This is a genomic window from Amycolatopsis sp. CA-161197 (assembly GCF_050942255.1).
GTDB lineage: Bacteria > Actinomycetota > Actinomycetes > Mycobacteriales > Pseudonocardiaceae > Amycolatopsis.
In genome coordinates this window covers 2,666,679-2,683,979 of sequence record NZ_CP192059.1, presented here as the reverse complement: position 1 = coordinate 2,683,979, position 17,301 = coordinate 2,666,679, and the positions used below count along the sequence as shown (strand labels likewise).

The following is a 17,301-nucleotide window of genomic DNA, read 5'->3' as shown; positions in this document are numbered from 1 at the left end:
TTTCGGGTGACCCCCTGTCCAGGGTCTACGGTGGGGTCTCGTGCGTCTCGTGATCCATGCCGATCAGCGTCAGTTCTCGTTGCGGGACAACACCGCCTGGGTCCCCGGCGACGGCGGGTGGTCCGACGAGGCGGTGACCTCGCACCGGATCGCGGTGGAGCCGTCGTCGCTCGCGGTCGCCACCGCGCGTTCCGATCTGGTCGAGGTCGACGTCGCCCTGCATGCCGCCGCGCCCGCCATTCCGGCCGACGCGGAGCACGCGGTCGAGGCCGACCTCGCCGTGCCGGGCGGGACGATGACGCTCGCCGGTCCGGCCGACTACCCGGGCCAGGAACACGAGCTGGTGCTCGCTCCCGGCCGGTACCGCGTGCGAGTGTCCTATGTGGAGAGCGGGCCGCCGGCCGTGACGTGGAACGAGCACGAGTACGGCGAGCACTTCCGCTACGTCGTGGACCTGTGGCCGGTTGCCGAGCCGACGCCCGTCGCCGTGGTGCGCCAGGGCGCCGCGGTCTGGGACGGCTGACCGGAAGCGGCCATCCGGGACCCCTCCCGCTCCTGCGCTCTTACCGTCTTCGCAGAGCAACGCGGAAAGCGGGGAGAGGCAGTGCGGGACAGCCAGAAAGCCGAGATCGTCCGGATCTCCGAGGCGGTGGCGCGGTCGATGTTCGGCCAGGCCGCGATGTACTGGGGCATCGACCGCGAGGTGCACGCGCGGCTGCCCGAGACGATCCGCCGCCACGCCGAGGGCCTGCTGCCGCCGCTCGCGCAGGCGGCGGTCGCAGATGCGACGCCGGACCTGGCCGAGGCGCAGGCGTCGGTGGAGCTCGCCCTGCGGGACACGCTGCGCGCGTCGGCAGCGGAAGCCGTGGAGTCCACCTCGGCGCAGCTGCTGCCGGACCTGGCCGAACGCGCGGTGCGGGCGGCGACGCCGGACGTCGAGTCCCTCCGCGCGAAGCTGGTGTCGGCGGCCACGCCGGAGGTGGCCGAGGCCGTACGCGAGCAGACGGCCCAGACCGTGGCCGGAGCCGTGGAAGAGGCCACCGCCGAGGTGCGGTCCACGCTCGCCGAGCAGCTCCGGCGCACGGTGCTGCCGGATCTCGCCCGCGAGGCCGTCACGAAGGCGACGCCCGATCCCGAAGAGCTGCGCGAGCACCTGCTGCACGAAGCGACGGCCGCGTTGTCCGGCAAGATCGAGAAGGCCGTGGCCGAGGTGGCGCGGCAGGCCAAACCCGACCTGGTCGAGCGGGTGTCGGCTGTGGCGGTGGCGCGCGTCCGCTCCGCCGTGCAGGCGGCGGCGGAGAAGGAGCTCGCGAAGTATTCGCCGACCGTGGTGTCGGTGGTGCTGCCGCAGGGCAAGCCGATCGAGCTGGCCGAGGACACGCACACCGTGCTGCCGGAGGTGCTGGTGGCCCTGCACGCGCGCTGCCACGTGCTGCTGGTCGGTCCCGCGGGCACGGGCAAGTCGATGCTGGCCAAGCATGCGGCGCAGGCGCTGGGGCTGCAGTTCCAGGCGTTGTCGCTGGGCCCGACCACGCCGATGAGCAAGGTGTTCGGCTACTACGACGCCAACGGCCACTACCACGACACCCCGTTCCGTCGGGCGTTCGAGCACGGCGGCGTGATGCTGCTCGACGAGCTCGACAACGGCCACCCCGGCCTGCTGGCCGAGCTCAACCAGGCGCTCGCGCTCGGCGTGTGCGCCTTCGCCGACCGCATGGTGACCGCACACGCCGACTTCCGGCTCGTGGCCACCAGCAACACCTACGGCACCGGCGGCGACCGCCAGTACGTCGGCCGCCAGACGCTGGACTCGGCCACGCTGGACCGGTTCGTGGTGCTCGACGTGCCCATCGACGAGGGACTGGAGGAACGCGTCGCGCTGCGGCACGCGCCTTCGCACCCGGACGCGGTGGAGGAGCTGGTGGCGTCGATCCGGGAGCTGCGCGCGACGGCGCTGGCCAAGAAGCTCCCGGTGATCCTCTCGCCGCGCGCCAGCATCGACGGCGCGAAGCTGCTGGAAGCCGGCGCGACCGTGGAGCAGGTCATGCAGTGGCGCGTGATCCGCGGGCTGTCGGACGCCCACCGCGCGGCGCTCGGGCTGGACTGATGCTGCCCGTCCACCTGCCCCCGATGCTGTCGTGGCACGAGTTCGTGGAGAAGGCCACCGCGCCGCCGACCGTCGTCGGCGCGGAGAGCCGCCGGTCCAAGGGCGGCTGGCACGGCGCGACCTGGGAAGAGGCGCTCACGCTCGCCGTCGACGGGTGGCCATTGGCGCTGGAGGAAGCCGACGTCACCGTGGCCGAGCTACGGGCGGGCGCCGGCCTCGACCAGGGGGCGACCGAGCTGGAACCCGCGTGGGACGTGACCGGCAGCGAGGTCGACATCGCCGCCTTCCTGGCCGGGGTGCCCGAATGCATGGTGGACGCGGTGCCGCGCCAGGTGTCGCGGCGCGGCAAGGTCGTCACGTTCCTCATCCCGGCCGGCTACTCGCACGCGATCGGGCACCAGGTGATCATCAACCGCGGCCTCGCGCTCGCGACACTCTGCACGGCGATCATCGACGTCGGCCACAGCGTCGAAATCTGGTCGGGGGACACGAGCACGCTGCGGACGCCGGAGGGAAAGCTGCGCTCCCGCGCGATGGCCCGGGTGATCACCGCGGGCGAGCCCTTCGACGTCGGCCGGCTGATCTTCGCCGTGGCCCACCCGGCCATGCTGCGCCGGCTCTGGTTCGGCGTGTGGGACGGCCAACCGAAGGAAGTCGCGAAAGCCATGATGCTCGACAACTACGGCCTGCCCGCCCCGTGCCGGACCGACGACCTGCCAGCCGACATCGCCGACCCGTACGTGCTCCCACACCTGGAGGAACACGACCGCCAGTGGGACGACCTGCCGTCCGCGCTGGCGTGGAGCAGGCGGATGTTCGGGGAGCTGGGGCTGATCCAGCACTGACACGGCGCTGCACCGCCGGCAGCAGCCACGATCACGTGCGGCGCTGGTTCTCGGCGAGATCGGACAAAGCCGCTCGGAGATTCACGATCAGGTGTCCGCCGGTGTTGTCACGGCCGCCGAGGGCAGGACAGCCGAGGGCTCCTCGCCAACGGCGAGGCCGATCACCTGATTGCCTCGGACGTCCGTCGTGAGCCCGACGGTGACCTCGATCCGCCTGCCCACAGTGGAGGTGATCACAAGGTCGGCTGCGTGCAGTGGGACGACCTGCCGTCCGCGCTGGCGTGGAGCAGGCGGATGTTCGGGAAGCTGGGGCTGATCCAGCACTGAAAACACCGTGCGCGGCCCGGCCGCGGCGGTCAGACTGGGGCGCGTGCACATGATCGACTTGCCCGACACCGTCCGCGGCGCCCTCGAACTCGAAACCACCGAACGCGGCCTGGTGCCGCACCGGCTGCCCGCGTGGGCTCGCGCGCGAGGGGACGCGCAGCTGGCCATGGTGGAGGCGCAACCCTCCGGGGTGCGGCTGGCGTTCCGGACCGCCGCAACCGTGGTGGAGCTGGACGCGCTGCGCACCAAGGTGTCCTACGTCGGCGCGGCGGCCCGGCCCGACGGGGTGTACGAGCTGTTCATGGACGGCACGCCCGCCGGCGCCGGGACGGTGGGCGGCGGGGACGAGCTTGTTGTCGACATGACGACCGGCTCGACCGAGGTGCGCCGCGGCGAGCCGGGCACGGTGCGGTTCGCCGGCCTGCCCGCGCGGACCAAGGACGTCGAGATCTGGTTGCCGCACAACGAACTCACCACGCTCGTCGCGCTCCGAGCCGACGTGCCCGCCAGCGCGCCGACCTCGGCCGGCCGCCGGCGGTGGCTGCACCACGGCAGCTCCATCAGCCAGGGCTCCGGCGCGGCCAGCCCTACCACCGCGTGGCCGGCGGTCGCCGCACGGCACGCGGGCGTCGAGCTCACCAACCTGGGCTTCGGCGGCAGTGCGCTGCTGGACCCGTTCACGGCGCAGGTCATGCGCGACACCCCGGCCGACGTCGTGAGCGTGAAACTCGGGATCAACCTGGTCAACGCGGACCTGATGCGGCTGCGCGCTTTCGGGCCCGCCGTGCACGGGTTCTTGGACACGATCCGCGCCGGCCACCCCACTGCCCCGCTGCTGGTCGTCTCGCCGCTGCTGTGCCCGATCCACGAGGACACCCCGGGCCCCGGCGCCCCGGTCTTCGAGGGCGACGGGGTGGTCCGCTTCCGCGCGACCGGTGAGCCGGGTCCGGGCAAGCTGACGTTGCGGGTCATCCGGGACGAACTGGCGCGGATCGTCGCGCAGCGTTCCGACGATCCGAATCTGCACCTGCTCGACGGTCTCGCCCTCTATGGCGAGGCCGACTTCGCGGAGCTGCCTCTGCCCGACGCGCTGCACCCGGATGCCGAGACCCACTTGCGTGTCGGCGAGCGCTTTGCGCAGCTGGCGTTCGGTGCGGGCGGTCCGTTCGGGAACGGGTAGCCGCCCGGCTCGGCACGGCGCGCGCCGGACCGAGCCAGGCCCTCGCCGAGCGATCAGTAGCCGGAGACCCCGCCGGTGCCGTTCGACGTGGTCGCCGGAGCGGCCCCGCCCGGGGTGACCACGACCGCGTGCCACGTGCCCAGCACGCCGTCGCCCTTCGTCTGCCCGGGGGCGCTGTCCTGGGCGTAGGTGTAAACGGGCTTCCCGTTGAAGGTCTCCTGCACGATGCCGTCGGAGCGGGTGAACGTGGCGAGCTGCCCGGGCAGACTCACGCCGTTCGCGGGCTGCGCCGGGCCGGTGATCGGCGGCCAGAGCGACTTGCACCCGCTGTCGGTGCACGCCGACATGCCGGGCTTGTCCTCGTCGAACGTGTAGAGCGTGAAGCCCTTGGCGTTCACGAGAACTGTCCCGAGCGACGTGTTCGCCTCACCCACCGTCGTGAGCGCGGCTGCCGAGGAGGCGGGCGCCTGAGCGCCGGCCGGCGGGGGCGCCGAGGCGGCCATGCCGCCGCTCCCGCACGCCGCCAGCACGGCCATCGCCGCGACCGCGCTGCCTGCGATCGCGAGAATCCTGAGGTTTTTCACGGTTTTCACCCTTCTCCTTCGCGACTCCCCCACACCCGGAACACGTAGCGCTCCGGGTCCGGGTTCGACCGGAACCCCTTGCGGCGACGCGGATCACACCGTCTCGTCCACTGTGGACGCAGCAGAAGTGAAGCGGGTCACCGCGGTGAACAAAGAGGACGCGGGTTTCGTGTGACCGGCCGGAAGGTTTCGGGCGAAAGCGCACTATTCGCCCGCGGAGGACGGGATCTACAGCGGGTCGAGACCGGTGATCTTCCACGCCCCGTCGACGCGGTGAGCGGTCACGGCCAGCTGCGCGACGGAAGACTGCGGCACTCCCCCGCCGGACAGGATCGTCTGCTGGTCCAGGAAAAGCAGCAGGGTCGCTTCGTCGCCGTGGAGGGTGCGGACGCCGGCGGAGCGGACGGTGGTGGTGCGGATCAGCTTGCCGGCGATGGCGCGTTGGGTCGCGGCGGCGAACTGGGCGTCGTACTGGCCGATGGCGGGTCCGCTGAGCACCGAGGCGGCGGCGCGCGAGGTGCGGTCGAGGTTGGTGTAGTCGTAGGAAAACAGGGCCTTCACGGCGGCGCTCACCTGGTCGCGGACCTGGGTGGTGGTGGTCTGGTCGACCAGGGCGTCGTCGTCGCGGGGTTGCAGGGCCGAGGCCTGCACGGCGAACCACGCCGCGCAGGCTAAGGCGACCACCGTCACGGCGATCGGCCGGCGTTTCATGAGCCCACCGCCTGGACGCCGGCGACTTTCCACGTGTCGCCGTCGCGGGTGAAGTCGACGGTGAGGCGCGCCTGTTTCGGCACGGGGGCGCCGCCGGCGGTGCTCACGCGGACGTCGAGCACGGCGATGACGCGGGCCGTGCCGGCGGTCGGGTCGAGGTCGGTGACGGCGGCCTGCAGGAGTGACGCCGTCGAGACGGTCTTGGTGCTCGTCGCGCGGTCGAGTTGCAGCCGGCGGTCGCCGGCGAGGGTGGCGCCGTACTGGCCGGTGGTGGCGGCGATCCAACGGTCCACGTCGGCGCCGCCGGTGTGGTAGTCGATCGTGTTGAGGGCGACCAGGTCCGTGGTCGCCGCGGCGACCACGGCGTCGCGGGCGCGGCCGCGGGCCAGGTCGTCGTCGTGGGCCGCGTGCCACCAGGACCAGCCGAACCAGGCGGCCGCGAGGACGGCGAGCACCGGCACGACCAGCAGCGCCTTCATCACGAGCCGCCCAGCAGCGCCCCGAGGCCGCCCGCCGGCGGCGTGAGCAGGCCGAGCAGACCCGGCAGCTGGTTCGCGTCCGGAGTGGTCGACGCCGCCGATTCCTTCGGTGCGGCCGGGATCGCCGGCGGCTTGCCGGCGTACGGCGCGTTCTGCGCCCCACGCACCTCGACGGGGCTGCCCGGCGGCTCCGCGCAGTAGGCGTTCACGTTCACCGGCGCTTCGGTGGTGTCGTTGGCCGGACGCTGCTTCGTGCCCTCGTAGCCCTTCGTGCACGACGCCGGGTCGAAGAAGTTGAACACCACACCGAGGTGCCCGGTGCCGTCCGGCGAAGTCGACGGCGAGAACGCCGAGATCACCGGATAAGCGACCAGCAGCTCCTCGATCGCGTCGGTGCGCGCGGACGTGATCTGGGCCGTGGTCAGGGAGTTCGCGAAGATCACGCCCAGGTCGGAACCCGAGGTGGCGAGCACGTCGCTGATCTGGCGGCTCAGCTGCGGCGCCTGGTCGATCACCGTGCGCAGGTCCGGGTCCGACGACTTCAGCTGCGCCGCGATCGTCTTCAGCCCGCCCGCGAAGTCGGTGATGTTCTGCGCCTGCCGTTCCTGCGTGGCGAACACCGTGCGCGAGTTCGCCAGCAGCCCACGTGTCTGCGGGATGTACTGCGCGGCCTTCGCGGTGAGCGAACCCGTGCTGTCCAACAGCTTCTGCAGCTGTGGCCCGGTGCCGGCGAACGCGTCGTAGGTCTCGTCGACGACGGTCTTGAGCGAGTCCGGGTGCACACTCGCCACGAGATCGTCCAAATGCGACAGCACGGAGTCCGGCGACGCGGGCAGCGACGTGCGGTCCTGCGTGATCACCGAACCGTCGTGCAGGTACGGGCCCGTCTCACGGTCGGGCAGCAGGTCCACGAACTGCTCGCCCACGGCCGAGCGGTTCGCCACCTGCGCGTGGAGGTCGTCGGGGATGTCCGGGCCGCCCGAGTCGAGGTCGAGGTGCACGTCGAGGCCGTGGCCGGTGAGCGTCATGGCCGACACGCGCCCGACGGTCACACCGCGGTAGGCGACCTCGGAGTTCACGAAGATGCCGCCGGAATCGGCCAGCTGCAAGGTGACCTGGTAGCCGCGCGAGCCGAAGAGCCGGTCGAGGCCCGCGTACTTGCCGCCCGCGTAGACCACCGACACCACGGCGATCACCACGAACGCGATGAGCTGGATCCGCGTCTTGCGCGAGGTCATCCCGCACCTCCCCCGAGCAGGCCGCCCAGCAGACCACCGAGCAGCCCGCCCGGCCCGGCCTGGTTCTTCGCCGGCGGAGCGGTCGTCGGCAATGGCAGGGGCAGCGCCGGCGTGGCCGCACCCGTACCCGGCGGCGAAGTCAGCCCGGAAATCTGGATCGGCGGCTGCGAGGAGTTGGTGAAGTTCTGCAGCAGCTTGTCGAGATCGAGGTTCACGGTCGCGTCGACGTTGGCGTAGTCACCCTTGATCGTGTTGCCCGCGTAGTCCGGGAACGGGTAGGTGAGCAGGATCTGCAACGCGTTCGGCAGGTCCTGGCCCGCCTCGCCGAGCTTCTGCAACGTCGGCTGCAGCGCCTTGAGGTTGGCCACGAGCTGGTCGCGGCTGCGGTTCACGGTGTCCACCGCGACGCCGGAAAGCTTGTTCAGCGCGTTCAGCATCCCCACGAGCTGGTCGCGCTGGTCGGCCACGATCTTCAGGCCCGGCGCCAGGTTGTCCAGCGCGGTCTTGATGTTCTGCTGCTGCCCGGCGAGCGTGTGCGAGAGCTTGTCCAGCCCGTCGATCGCGCGCAGGATCTCGCCCTTGTGCCCGTCGAGCTGAGTGGCGAGATCGTCCACTCGCGACAGCAGCGCGCGCATCTCGGGTTCGTTGCCGGACCACGCGTCGTTGAGCTCGTGGCTGATGTCCTGCAGCTGGCCGAGACCGCCGCCGTTGAGGAGCAGCGAAAGCGCGCCGAGGACCTCTTCGACCTCGGGGTTGCGGTTGGTGCGCCCGAGCGGGATCTGCGCGCCGTCGGCGAGGTGACCGGCCGGCTTCTCGGCGGTCGGCTGCCCCAGCTCGACGAACTTCTCGCCCAGCAGGCTCGACTGGCGCAGCTCGGCGCGCGCGTTGGCGGGCAGCTGCACGTCACCGTTCACGGTCATGGCGACCAGCGCCGAGCGCGTGTCGGGCGTGAGCGTGATCTTGTCGACCCGGCCCACGGCCACGTCGTCGACCTTCACGCTCGCCTGCGGCACGAGGTCGAGCACGTCGGTGAACAGCGCCGTCACGTGGTACGGGTGGTCGCCGAGATCGGGCCCACCCGGCAGCGGCGTCGAGTACAGGCCGTTGAAGCCGCCGTCGCTGCACCCGGCGAGCACGAGCACGCCGGCGAGCACCCCGGCCAGGCGCCGCCGCTTCACTTGCCACCGCCGGAAAGCTGCGTCATCACGTCCACGAGCGGGAGCGGCAACGGGGGCAGCTGGCCGTTCTGCAGCGAGTTGAGCACCTGCGGCACGGTCGGCAGCTTCAGCGCTCCGTCGAGGACCGGCGCCAGCTGCTTGCAGATGTCGGTCAGCGTCGTGGGCACGCCCTTCGGGGTGCCCGCAGCGAGGATCCGGCAGACGGTGAGGATCGGCGGGTTGGTGATCTCGTTGAGGTTGTCGCGCACGGCGATGGTGCCGGAGGCGGCATCGTAGGAGTTGATGAAGTTCGTGGCCCCGGTCGGCGCGATGTCGAGCACCTCGGCGAGCGCGGCCCGCTGGTCCACGAGCACGCCCGTGAGCGAGGCCAGCTTGTCCACATTGGACTCCAGGCCGGCCTTGTTGTCGGCCACGAACTGTTTCACGTCACCGAGCGAGGAGGCCAGGGAGCTCAGCGCAGCACCGACGTCGGCCGAGTCGTCGGCGAGGAACCCGCTGACGTCGGCGACGCGTTGGTAGAACTCGTTGAGCTGGCTGTCGCTCTGAGCGAGGGCGTCCGTGAAGGAGTTCAGGTTCTGGACGGTGGCGAACAGGTCGTCCTTGGAGTCGTCGAGCGTGCCCGCGAGGTCGGCGAGACGGCCGACGGTGGAGTTGAGGTCGGCGCCGTTGCCCTTGAGGTTGGCGGCCGCGGTGTCGAGGACGTCGGACAGGGCGCCGTTCTTGTTGGCACCGTTGGGACCCAGCGCGGTGGAGAGCTTGTCGAGGCTCGCGTAGAGGTCGTCGAGCTCCACCGGCGTGGCCGTCTTGTCGCGGGCGAGGACGGTGCCGCTGGCGAGCGTCGGGCCACTGTCGTAGGCCGGGGTCAGCTGCACGTAGCGGTCACTGACCAGGCTCGGGGCGACCACCACGGCGCCGACATCGACGGGGATCGGCACGTCGTCGTTCACGCGCATGTCCACGCGCACGGCCTGCCCGTCCGGCGTCACGGCGGTGACCTCGCCGACCGGCACGCCGAGTACACGAACCGAAGATCCGGCGTAGAGGCCGACGGTCTTGCCGAAGTAGGCCGACAACGTGGTGCCGCTGCTCGTGCGGAAGACCAGCCACAATCCGGCTGTCAGCAGTAGCGCCAAGACGCAGGCGAAACCCAGCCACGTCACCAGGCTCCGCTGAGTCTTCGTTTCGATCGTCACCGTCCACCCACCCCCTGGTTCGGCGCCGCGATGGGCGGGGTGCAGCCCTCGGGGTTGATCGACAGCCCACCCGCCGTGATCGTCGGCGGCAGCAGCCCGCACAGGTAGCCCTCGAACCAGCGCCCGTTGCCCGTCGCGTTGGCGCCGACGCGCGCGAACGGCGCCATCAGCGCCAGGCCGCGGTCGAGGTTGCCCTGGTTGCGCTGCAGCACGTCGGTCACCTTCCCCAGCGCGTCGAGCGTCGGCTTCAGCTGCGTGCGGTTGTCGGCGACGAGGCCGGACAGCTGCTGCGAGATCTGCTGTGTGCCCTTGAGCAACGCGCTGATCTGGTCCCGGCGGTTCTGCAGCTCGGTCAGCAGCAGGTTGCCGTCGCTGATCACCTGCTGCAGCTGCGTGTTGCGGTCCGAGAGCGTCTTGGAGATCGCGCTCGTGTTGGCCAGCAGCGTGTGCAGGTCGTCGTCGCGCGAGGACACCGTCTTCGACAGCGCGGACAGGCCCGAAAGCGTGTCCTTGAGGTACTGCGGGCTGTCCTTGAGCGAATCCGAGAGCGCGGTGAAGCTGTCGGCGAGCTGCTTCGTGTCGATGTCGCCGACGGTCGTGGACAACTGGTCGAACGCGTCCTGCAGCTGGAACGGCGTACGTGTGCGCTGCAGCGGGATCGTGTCACCGGGGCTCTGCGTGCCGGCGCCCTTCGGGTCGAGCGCGAGGTACTTCTCCCCCAGCAGCGTCTTGATCTCGATCGACGCGGTGGACGCGTCGCCCACGCGCACGCCCTTCACCCGGAACTTCACCAGCACCTGCTTGTGCGCCAGCTCCACCGAGGTCACCTGGCCCACCTTCACGCCGGCGACCTCCACCTCGTTGTCCGGCGCGAGCCCGGCGGCCTCGCCGAAGTACGCGGAGTACGTGGTGCCGTTGCCGAACATCGGGATGCTGTCGGAGAAGTAGGCCACGGCGGTCACGAGCAGGATCAGCACCAGCGTCACTCCACCGACCGCCGCCTGGTTGCGTTCCTTGAGCCGCTTCACGGGCCGCACCTCGCCGCGCGCTGGGTGGCCGGCAAGGGAACGATCGGCAGCGTCACGTCCAGCGACGAAATCCCGATCGTGCCTTCGATCCCGCACAGGTAGTAGTTGAACCAGCTGCCGTAGCTCAGCGTGCGCGTGAACTTCTCCAGGTTGCCCGGCAGCACCTGCAGCAGGTGGTCGAGCAGCTGGTCGGAGTCGGCGAGGTTGTTCGACAGCGTGCCGAGCTGCTTCACGTCGTCCTGCACGGCCGGGCGCGCGTCGGCGAGCAGACCCGAGGTCGTCTCGGTCAGCTCGCCCAGCGCGCCCACGGCGTCGCCGATCGGCTTGCGCTGCTCGGCCAGGCCGCTCACGAGCCGCTGCGTCTGGTCGATGAGATCACCCAGCTGCGGGCCACGCGAGTTCACCGTGGTCAGGACCTGGTTGAGGTTGTCGATGACCTGGCCGATCACCTGGTCCTTGCCGGCGATCGACGTCGTGATCGACGCGGTGTGGGCCAGCAGGCTCGTGATCGTGCCGCCCTCGCCCTGGAAGACCTGGATGATCTCGGCCGAGAGCTGGTTGACCTCTTTCGGGTCCAGCGCCTGGAACAGCGGCTTGAACCCGTTGAACAGCACGGTGAGGTTCAGGGCGGGTTTGGTGCGCTCGGGCGGGATCGTCGCGCCGTCGGCCAGCGTGCCGCCGCCGGTGACGTCGGTGCCGAGCGCGAGGTAGCGCTGGCCGACGAGGTTGCGGTACTTGATCGTCGCGGTCGTGAGCGCAGGCAGTTTGTACTGGGCGTCGACGGCGAAACGCACGTTGGCTAGATTCTGGGCTCCGTTCTGGTCGCCCTGCTGCACGTCGATCGAGTCGACCTGCCCCACCTTCACGCCGGAGATGCGCGCGTCGTCGCCCGGCTGCAGGCCCGACGCGTCGGTGAACTTCGCGGCGAAGCCCGCCGTGGTGCCGAAGTTCGTGTTCGCGATGGTGGCCGCGAGGATGCCGGTGAGCAGCACGGTGACGGCGGCGAAGATCAGGATCTTCACCAGCGCGGGGACGAAGGACCTCACTTGAGCTCCACCTCCGCTCCGCGGTAGAGCGGCCCGACGAGCAGGCCGGCCCAGCCGGGCACCTGGTCCGGTGTGGTCTTCATCGCCGACGAGGCCAGCAGGTCGATCAGCTCCTGCTCGTCGGTGGACCCGAAGATCGAGGGCGCACCACCCGACTCGCCGCCGCCGCCGTTGCCCTTACCCGCGACGGTGTTCGACGTGATCGCGCCCGAGGTGATCTCGCCCGGCAGCGACTCGGCCGGGCTGTGCGGCGGCGCGGGTTTCGAGGAGCCGTCCTTGACCGCGCCGTCGGGCGGGTACTGCGGCCAGTACCCGGGTTTCGGCACCTGCGGGTAACAGCGGGGGCCGCGCTTGTCGTCGTACTTCGGCTCGTCGACGCCCGGCAGGTACTTGCCGCGGCTGGCGCTGAACTCGATCGTCACGCGGCTCACCTCGGGGTGGGCCGTGCCCTTGCCGAACGCCAGCTCCGCCTCCGGCACCGAAGCGGCGAGCTGCTTGAGCAGGCACGGGTACTCGGGCGCGTACTTCGCGAGCACGTCGAGCGTCGGCTGCACGGCCGTGGTGAGCCGGATCAGGTTGTCCTTGTTGACGTCCAGGAAGCTCGTGAGGTCGGCCGACGCCGCCGAGACCGAGGCGTACACATCGGACAGTCCCTGGCGTTTCTCCACAATGGTCCGAGTCGTCGTGGTGAGGTCGGCCAACGCGTCGAGCAGGTCGGGCGCGGCCTTGTCGTAGGTGCCCGAAACGTTGGCCAGGCCCGTGATGTCGGCCTTGAGGTCGGGCAGCGACGGGTTCAGCTGCCCGAGGTAGTCCGACAGGTTCACGAGCGTCTGGCCGAGTTGCTTGCCGCGGCCGTCGAGCGCGCTCGACACGGCGCTGAGCGTGCTGGAGAGCTTCTCCGGTTGCACCGCCTGCAGCAGCGGCATCACGTCGTCGAGCACCTGTTCCAGCTCGATCGCCGTGCTGCTGCGGTCCTGCGGGATCACGTCGCCGGCTTCGATGTGCGCGGCGGGCTTTTCGGGTAGCTGCAACGCGACGTAGCGCTCGCCGAAGAGCGTCTTGGGCAGCAGCCTCGCTGACACGTTGCTGGGGATCTCGTCGATCTTGTCCGGCTGCAGCGCTAGTTCCAGCTCCGCGTGGTCGCCCTTTGCCGTGACCGAACGGATTTCGCCCACGAGCAGGCCGCGCACCTTCACGTCGCCGCCCGTGCGCAGCTGGCTGCCGACGTGGTCGGTCTCCAGCTTCACGAGCGTGACGGGCGTGAAGACCTTCTTGTAGATCGCGATCGTCGTCGTGAAGAACAGCGCCGCGACGACGAGGAAGACCAGCCCCAGCACCTGGTACCGGAGCCGCTTCAGCGTTTCGCGCCGCGTGCTCATCCGGAGATCCGCACGGTGGTGTTGGCGCCCCAGATCGCGAGGCTGAGGAAGAAGTCGAGCACCGAGATCAGCACGATCGAGGTGCGCACCGCGCGGCCCACCGCGATGCCGACGCCGGCCGGCCCGCCGTCGGCGGTGTAGCCGTAGTAGCAATGGGACAGGATCACGATCACGCTGAACACGATCACCTTGGCGAACGACCACAACACGTCTTCAGGGGGCAGGAACAGCGTGAAGTAGTGGTCGTAGGTGCCGGCCGACTGGCCGTAGAGCCAGATCGTGATCTGCCGCGACGCGAGGTAGGACGACAGCAAGCCGATCGCGTACAGCGGGATCACCGCGGTGACGCCGGCGAGCACCCGCGTCGTCACGAGGTAGGGCATGCTCGGCACGGCCATCACCTCGAGTGCGTCGATCTCCTCCGAGATCCGCATCGCGCCCAGCTGCGCGGTGAAGCCGCAGCCGACCGTCGCCGACAGCGCGAGTCCGGCCGAGAGCGGCGCGACCTCCCGCGTGTTGAAGTAGGCGGAGATGAAGCCGGTGAGCGCGGCGGTGCCGAGCTGGTTGAGCGCGGAGTAACCCTGCAGGCCCACGATGAGACCGGTGAACAGCGTCATGCCGATCATCACGCCGAGCGTCCCGCCGATCACCGCGAGCCCGCCCGTGCCGAAGCAGACTTCGGTGAGCAGCCGGCGGGTCTCGTGGCCGTAGCGGCGGATCGTGCGCGGCGACCAGGCGAGCGCGCGGCCGTAGAACGACAGCTGGCGCCCGAGGCCTTCCAGGCTCGCGCCCGGACGCGCGATGATCTCGAGCGTCCGGTCGGACAGCGCGGGGGCCTCGATCGGTTCGGCGGTCACGTCACAGCGCCTTCGGCGGCACGATCTTGAGGTAGATCGCGGTGAGCACGACGTTGATGAGGAACAGCAACAGGAACGTGATCACCACGGCCTGGTTCACCGCGTCGCCCACACCCTTCGGCCCGCCCGCGGGGTTCAGGCCGCGGAAGGCCGCGACCACGCCGGCGACGAAGCCGTAGAGGAACGCCTTGATCTCGCTGATCCACAGGTCCGGCACCTGGGCCAGCGCGTTGAAGCTGGCCAGGTACGCACCGGGCGTGCCGCCCTGGAGCACGACGTTGAAGAAGTAGCCGCCGAGCACCCCGACCACGCTGACCAGGCCGTTGAGCAGCACGGACACCACGATCGCGGCGAGCACGCGCGGCACGACGATGCGCTGGATCGGGTTGACGCCGAGCACTTCCATGGCGTCGATCTCTTCCCGGATCTTGCGCGCGCCGATGTCGGCACAGACCGCACTGCCGCCCGCGCCGGCCACCAGCAGCGCCGTGATCAGGGGGGCGGCTTGCTGCACGATCGCGAGCGCGCTCGCGGCACCCGTGAACGACTGCGCGCCGATCTGCGTGGTCAGCGACCCCAGCTGGAGCGCGATCACGGCCCCGAACGGGATGGCGACCAGCGCCGTCGGCAGGATCGTGACACTCGCGAAGAACCAGCACTGCTGGATCCACTCGCGGAACTGGAACGGACGCCGGAAGATCGCCCGCAGCACCTCCCAGGACAGCGTGGCGAGCCGGCCGACCTGGGTCAGCGCCGCGGTGCCCGGGAGGGTGATCGAGCCGCTCTCGCTCACCACACCTCCCAGTAGTCACCCCCGAGTCTTGTCCATACCTCCCGCCCGATTTCCGTTAGCGGTGTTCACTGCTCGCTCTCAGTCGCGTGGATCACAGCTTCAACGCGTGAGTCGCCGTAGCCCCGCCATCCGCTACGAACTCGCTCCCGGTGCAGTACGAGCTCTCGTCGCTCGCGAGGAACACCAGCAGCGGCGCGATCTCGTCGGCCCGCCCCACCCGGCCGAGCGCCACCTTCTTGCCGACCCACGACACGTCGACGTCGGCGCCGGCGGCTTCGGAAACCATCTTCGTGTCGATCATGCCGGGATGGACGGAGTTCACCCGGATGCCGTGCGCGCCCAGCTCCAGCGCGGCGACCTTGGTCATCCCGCGGATCGCGAACTTGCTCGCGGTGTAGGCGACGAGGAACGGCATACCGGCAAGTCCCTCCACAGAGGACACGTTGACGATGGAGCCGCCACCGGCCCCGGTCATCGGTTCAACGACCGACCGCATCCCGAGAAACGCCCCGGTCTGGTTCACACGCACCACGCGTTCGTAGTCGGCCAGTGTGGTGCTCTTCAGCTCGGCGAAATGCAGGACGCCGGCGTTGTTCACGAGCACCGTCGGCGGCCCGAACTCGGCGACGGTCCGCTCGATCGCGGCCGTCCAGCCGTCCTCGTCGCCCACGTCGAGGTGCTGGAACACCGCGGCGTCGCCGAGGTCGGCGGCGAGCTGCTTGCCCTCGGCGTCGAGCACGTCGGCGATGACGACGCGGGCGCCCTCGGCCACGAACGCGCGCGCGGCCGCCGCGCCCTGGCCGCGGGCGGCGCCGGTGACGAGGGCGACGCGGCCGTCGAGCCGGCCCACTACATCAGCTCCTCGCCGAGCGGCATGAGCACGGTCTTGAGCTCGGTGTAGGCCTCGAACGCCGACAGCCCGCCCTCGCGCCCGAGGCCCGACTGCTTGAACCCGCCGAAGGGCAGGTGCGGCTCGACCTGGAAGCCGTTGACGCCGATGGTGCCGGCGCGCAGCCGCCGGGCCACGCGGAACGCGCGGGCGGAGTCGGCGGTGAAGAGGCCGGCGCCGAGGCCGTACTCGGTGTCGTTGGCGAGCGCGATCGCCTCCTCTTCCGAGCCGAAGGGGACGACGGCCAGGACGGGGCCGAAGATCTCTTCCTGCGCGATCGTGGCGTGGTTGTCCACGTCGGCGAAGATCGTCGGGGCCACGAAGTTGCCGCTCGCGTAGTCGCCGTCGAGCCGTTCGCCGCCGGTGACGAGCCGGCCTTCCGCCTTGCCCTTCTCGATGTAGCCGAGGACGCGTTCGAGCTGGCGGCCGTTCACGAGCGGGCACGAGATCACCGCCGGGTCGAACGGGTCGCCGTAGGTCACGGCCGCGGCCATGCCCTGCGCGGCGGCGAGGAACTCGTCGTAGACGTCGCGGTGCACCAGCGCGCGGGTGTTGGCCACGCACGCCTGGCCGGACAGGCCCATGGTGACCGCGCCCATCGTGGTCATCGCGGCGAGGCCGACGTTGGGCGCGTCGGGGAACACGATGGCCGGGCTCTTGCCGCCGAGCTCCAGCGACACGCGCTTGAGCGTGCCCGCCGACGCCTCGACGATGCGTTTGCCCACCGCGCGGCTGCCGGTGAAACTCACTTTGTCGACATCCGGGTGCGTGATGAGCCGCTCGCCCGTCGGGTCGCCGGGGCCGGTCACGAGGTTGAGCACGCCCGCGGGCAGGCCGGCCTCGGCGAGCAGCTCGACCATGCGGATCACGGCGAACGACGCGTACTCCGAAGCCTTGAGCACCACTGTGCAGCCCGCGCCGAGCGCCGGGGCCACCTTCTGCGCGAAGAGCAGGAAGGGCGCGTTCCACGGCAGGATCGCCCCGACCACGCCGATCGGCTCGCGGAAGGTCATCGCCAGGTGGTCGCCGCCCTGGTACGGCGGCAGCGTCTGGCCGCCCGCCTTGTCGACCCAGCCGGCGTGGTGGGTGAACACGTCGGCCGCGGCGGCCACCGACGTCGCGTAGATCGCGCCGAAGGACAGCGGCACGCTGTTGTCCAGGGCCTGCAGCGCGCGCAGCTCGTCGGCGTGGGCGCGCAGCAGCTCGGCGTACTTGAGCAGCACGGCGATGCGGGTGCTCGCCCGCGAGGTGCCCCACGTCGCGAACGCCGCGCGGGCGGCGGCCACGGCGTCGTCGACGTCGGCGGGACCGGCCACGGCGAACTCGCCGATCTCCTCACTCGTGGCGGGATGCAGGTGGGTCCACGTCGCGCCGTCGCGCGCGGGCGTCCACTCGCCGCCGATGAACAGCTGTCCGGCCTTGAGCCCGGCTTCGTCGCGATGGGGTAACACGGTGAGCGTCATGAGG

Annotated in this window: 18 protein-coding genes; 4 read left to right on the top strand and 14 right to left on the bottom strand. The window is 70.6% G+C overall.

Going from position 1 to position 17,301, the window contains the following annotated elements:
* Nucleotides 1-40: 40 nt before the first annotated feature.
* The 3 genes from ACQPXB_RS12870 (at nt 41) to ACQPXB_RS12860 (ending at nt 2,952) form a co-directional block, all read left to right on the top strand.
* On the top strand, nt 41-523 hold the full coding sequence (locus ACQPXB_RS12870) for a hypothetical protein (RefSeq protein WP_432851720.1): 483 nt from the start codon (nt 41-43) through the stop codon (nt 521-523).
* 81 nt (nt 524-604) lie between these two features.
* Complete coding sequence (locus ACQPXB_RS12865) at nt 605-2,107, top strand: AAA family ATPase (protein WP_432851718.1); 1,503 nt, start codon at nt 605-607, stop codon at nt 2,105-2,107.
* Nucleotides 2,107-2,952 carry a DUF7192 family protein gene (locus tag ACQPXB_RS12860; protein WP_432851716.1) on the top strand — a complete coding sequence of 282 codons (846 nt, stop codon included), beginning with the start codon at nt 2,107-2,109 and terminating at the stop codon, nt 2,950-2,952. The genes ACQPXB_RS12865 and ACQPXB_RS12860 overlap by 1 nt, the downstream gene beginning before the upstream one ends.
* An 87-nt stretch (nt 2,953-3,039) precedes the next feature.
* Here the strand turns inward: ACQPXB_RS12860 and ACQPXB_RS12855 are convergent, their stop codons facing one another.
* Nucleotides 3,040-3,276, bottom strand: coding sequence for a hypothetical protein (locus tag ACQPXB_RS12855; RefSeq protein WP_432851714.1), 237 nt, complete (start codon nt 3,274-3,276; stop codon nt 3,040-3,042).
* A gap of 52 nt (nt 3,277-3,328) precedes the next feature.
* On the opposite strand from ACQPXB_RS12855, the gene ACQPXB_RS12850 reads away from it, so the two are divergent.
* A complete protein-coding gene (locus ACQPXB_RS12850; protein WP_432856594.1) occupies nt 3,329-4,459 on the top strand; it encodes a GDSL-type esterase/lipase family protein in 1,131 nt (376 codons plus the stop codon).
* Between the two features lie 53 nt (nt 4,460-4,512).
* Here the strand turns inward: ACQPXB_RS12850 and ACQPXB_RS12845 are convergent, their stop codons facing one another.
* The 13 genes from ACQPXB_RS12845 to ACQPXB_RS12785 form a co-directional block, all read right to left on the bottom strand.
* The gene (locus tag ACQPXB_RS12845) at nt 4,513-5,052 is read right to left on the bottom strand and encodes a COG4315 family predicted lipoprotein (protein WP_432851712.1); all 540 of its coding nucleotides are present in this window, start codon (nt 5,050-5,052) and stop codon (nt 4,513-4,515) included.
* Nucleotides 5,053-5,271: 219 nt separating this feature from the next.
* Complete coding sequence (locus ACQPXB_RS12840; RefSeq protein ID WP_432851710.1) at nt 5,272-5,754, bottom strand: hypothetical protein; 483 nt, start codon at nt 5,752-5,754, stop codon at nt 5,272-5,274.
* Nucleotides 5,751-6,233 carry a hypothetical protein gene (locus ACQPXB_RS12835; RefSeq protein ID WP_432851708.1) on the bottom strand — a complete coding sequence of 161 codons (483 nt, stop codon included), beginning with the start codon at nt 6,231-6,233 and terminating at the stop codon, nt 5,751-5,753. The genes ACQPXB_RS12840 and ACQPXB_RS12835 overlap by 4 nt, the downstream gene beginning before the upstream one ends.
* The gene (locus ACQPXB_RS12830) at nt 6,233-7,471 is read right to left on the bottom strand and encodes an MCE family protein (protein WP_432851706.1); all 1,239 of its coding nucleotides are present in this window, start codon (nt 7,469-7,471) and stop codon (nt 6,233-6,235) included. The genes ACQPXB_RS12835 and ACQPXB_RS12830 overlap by 1 nt, the downstream gene beginning before the upstream one ends.
* Entirely contained in the window at nt 7,468-8,649 is a 1,182-nt protein-coding gene (locus ACQPXB_RS12825; RefSeq protein WP_432851704.1) for an MCE family protein, read from the bottom strand. The genes ACQPXB_RS12830 and ACQPXB_RS12825 overlap by 4 nt, the downstream gene beginning before the upstream one ends.
* Nucleotides 8,646-9,842: an MCE family protein gene (locus tag ACQPXB_RS12820; RefSeq protein WP_366583816.1), complete on the bottom strand. Its 1,197-nt coding sequence runs from the start codon at nt 9,840-9,842 to the stop codon at nt 8,646-8,648. Before ACQPXB_RS12820 ends, ACQPXB_RS12825 begins: the two co-directional genes overlap by 4 nt.
* The gene (locus ACQPXB_RS12815) at nt 9,839-10,870 is read right to left on the bottom strand and encodes an MlaD family protein (RefSeq protein WP_386956055.1); all 1,032 of its coding nucleotides are present in this window, start codon (nt 10,868-10,870) and stop codon (nt 9,839-9,841) included. Before ACQPXB_RS12815 ends, ACQPXB_RS12820 begins: the two co-directional genes overlap by 4 nt.
* Nucleotides 10,867-11,916, bottom strand: a complete 1,050-nt coding sequence (locus ACQPXB_RS12810; RefSeq protein WP_432851701.1) for an MCE family protein — start codon at nt 11,914-11,916, stop codon at nt 10,867-10,869. Before ACQPXB_RS12810 ends, ACQPXB_RS12815 begins: the two co-directional genes overlap by 4 nt.
* A complete protein-coding gene (locus tag ACQPXB_RS12805) occupies nt 11,913-13,295 on the bottom strand; it encodes an MCE family protein (protein WP_432851699.1) in 1,383 nt (460 codons plus the stop codon). The genes ACQPXB_RS12810 and ACQPXB_RS12805 overlap by 4 nt, the downstream gene beginning before the upstream one ends.
* Entirely contained in the window at nt 13,292-14,152 is an 861-nt protein-coding gene (locus tag ACQPXB_RS12800) for an MlaE family ABC transporter permease (RefSeq protein WP_386956053.1), read from the bottom strand. The genes ACQPXB_RS12805 and ACQPXB_RS12800 overlap by 4 nt, the downstream gene beginning before the upstream one ends.
* A gap of 1 nt (nt 14,153) precedes the next feature.
* Nucleotides 14,154-14,948, bottom strand: coding sequence for an MlaE family ABC transporter permease (locus ACQPXB_RS12795; RefSeq protein WP_366583811.1), 795 nt, complete (start codon nt 14,946-14,948; stop codon nt 14,154-14,156).
* An 88-nt stretch (nt 14,949-15,036) separates the two neighbouring features.
* Nucleotides 15,037-15,795: a glucose 1-dehydrogenase gene (locus tag ACQPXB_RS12790; RefSeq protein ID WP_366583810.1), complete on the bottom strand. Its 759-nt coding sequence runs from the start codon at nt 15,793-15,795 to the stop codon at nt 15,037-15,039.
* A complete protein-coding gene (locus tag ACQPXB_RS12785) occupies nt 15,795-17,297 on the bottom strand; it encodes an aldehyde dehydrogenase family protein (RefSeq protein ID WP_432851696.1) in 1,503 nt (500 codons plus the stop codon). The genes ACQPXB_RS12790 and ACQPXB_RS12785 overlap by 1 nt, the downstream gene beginning before the upstream one ends.
* Between the last annotated feature and the right edge of the window lie 4 nt (nt 17,298-17,301).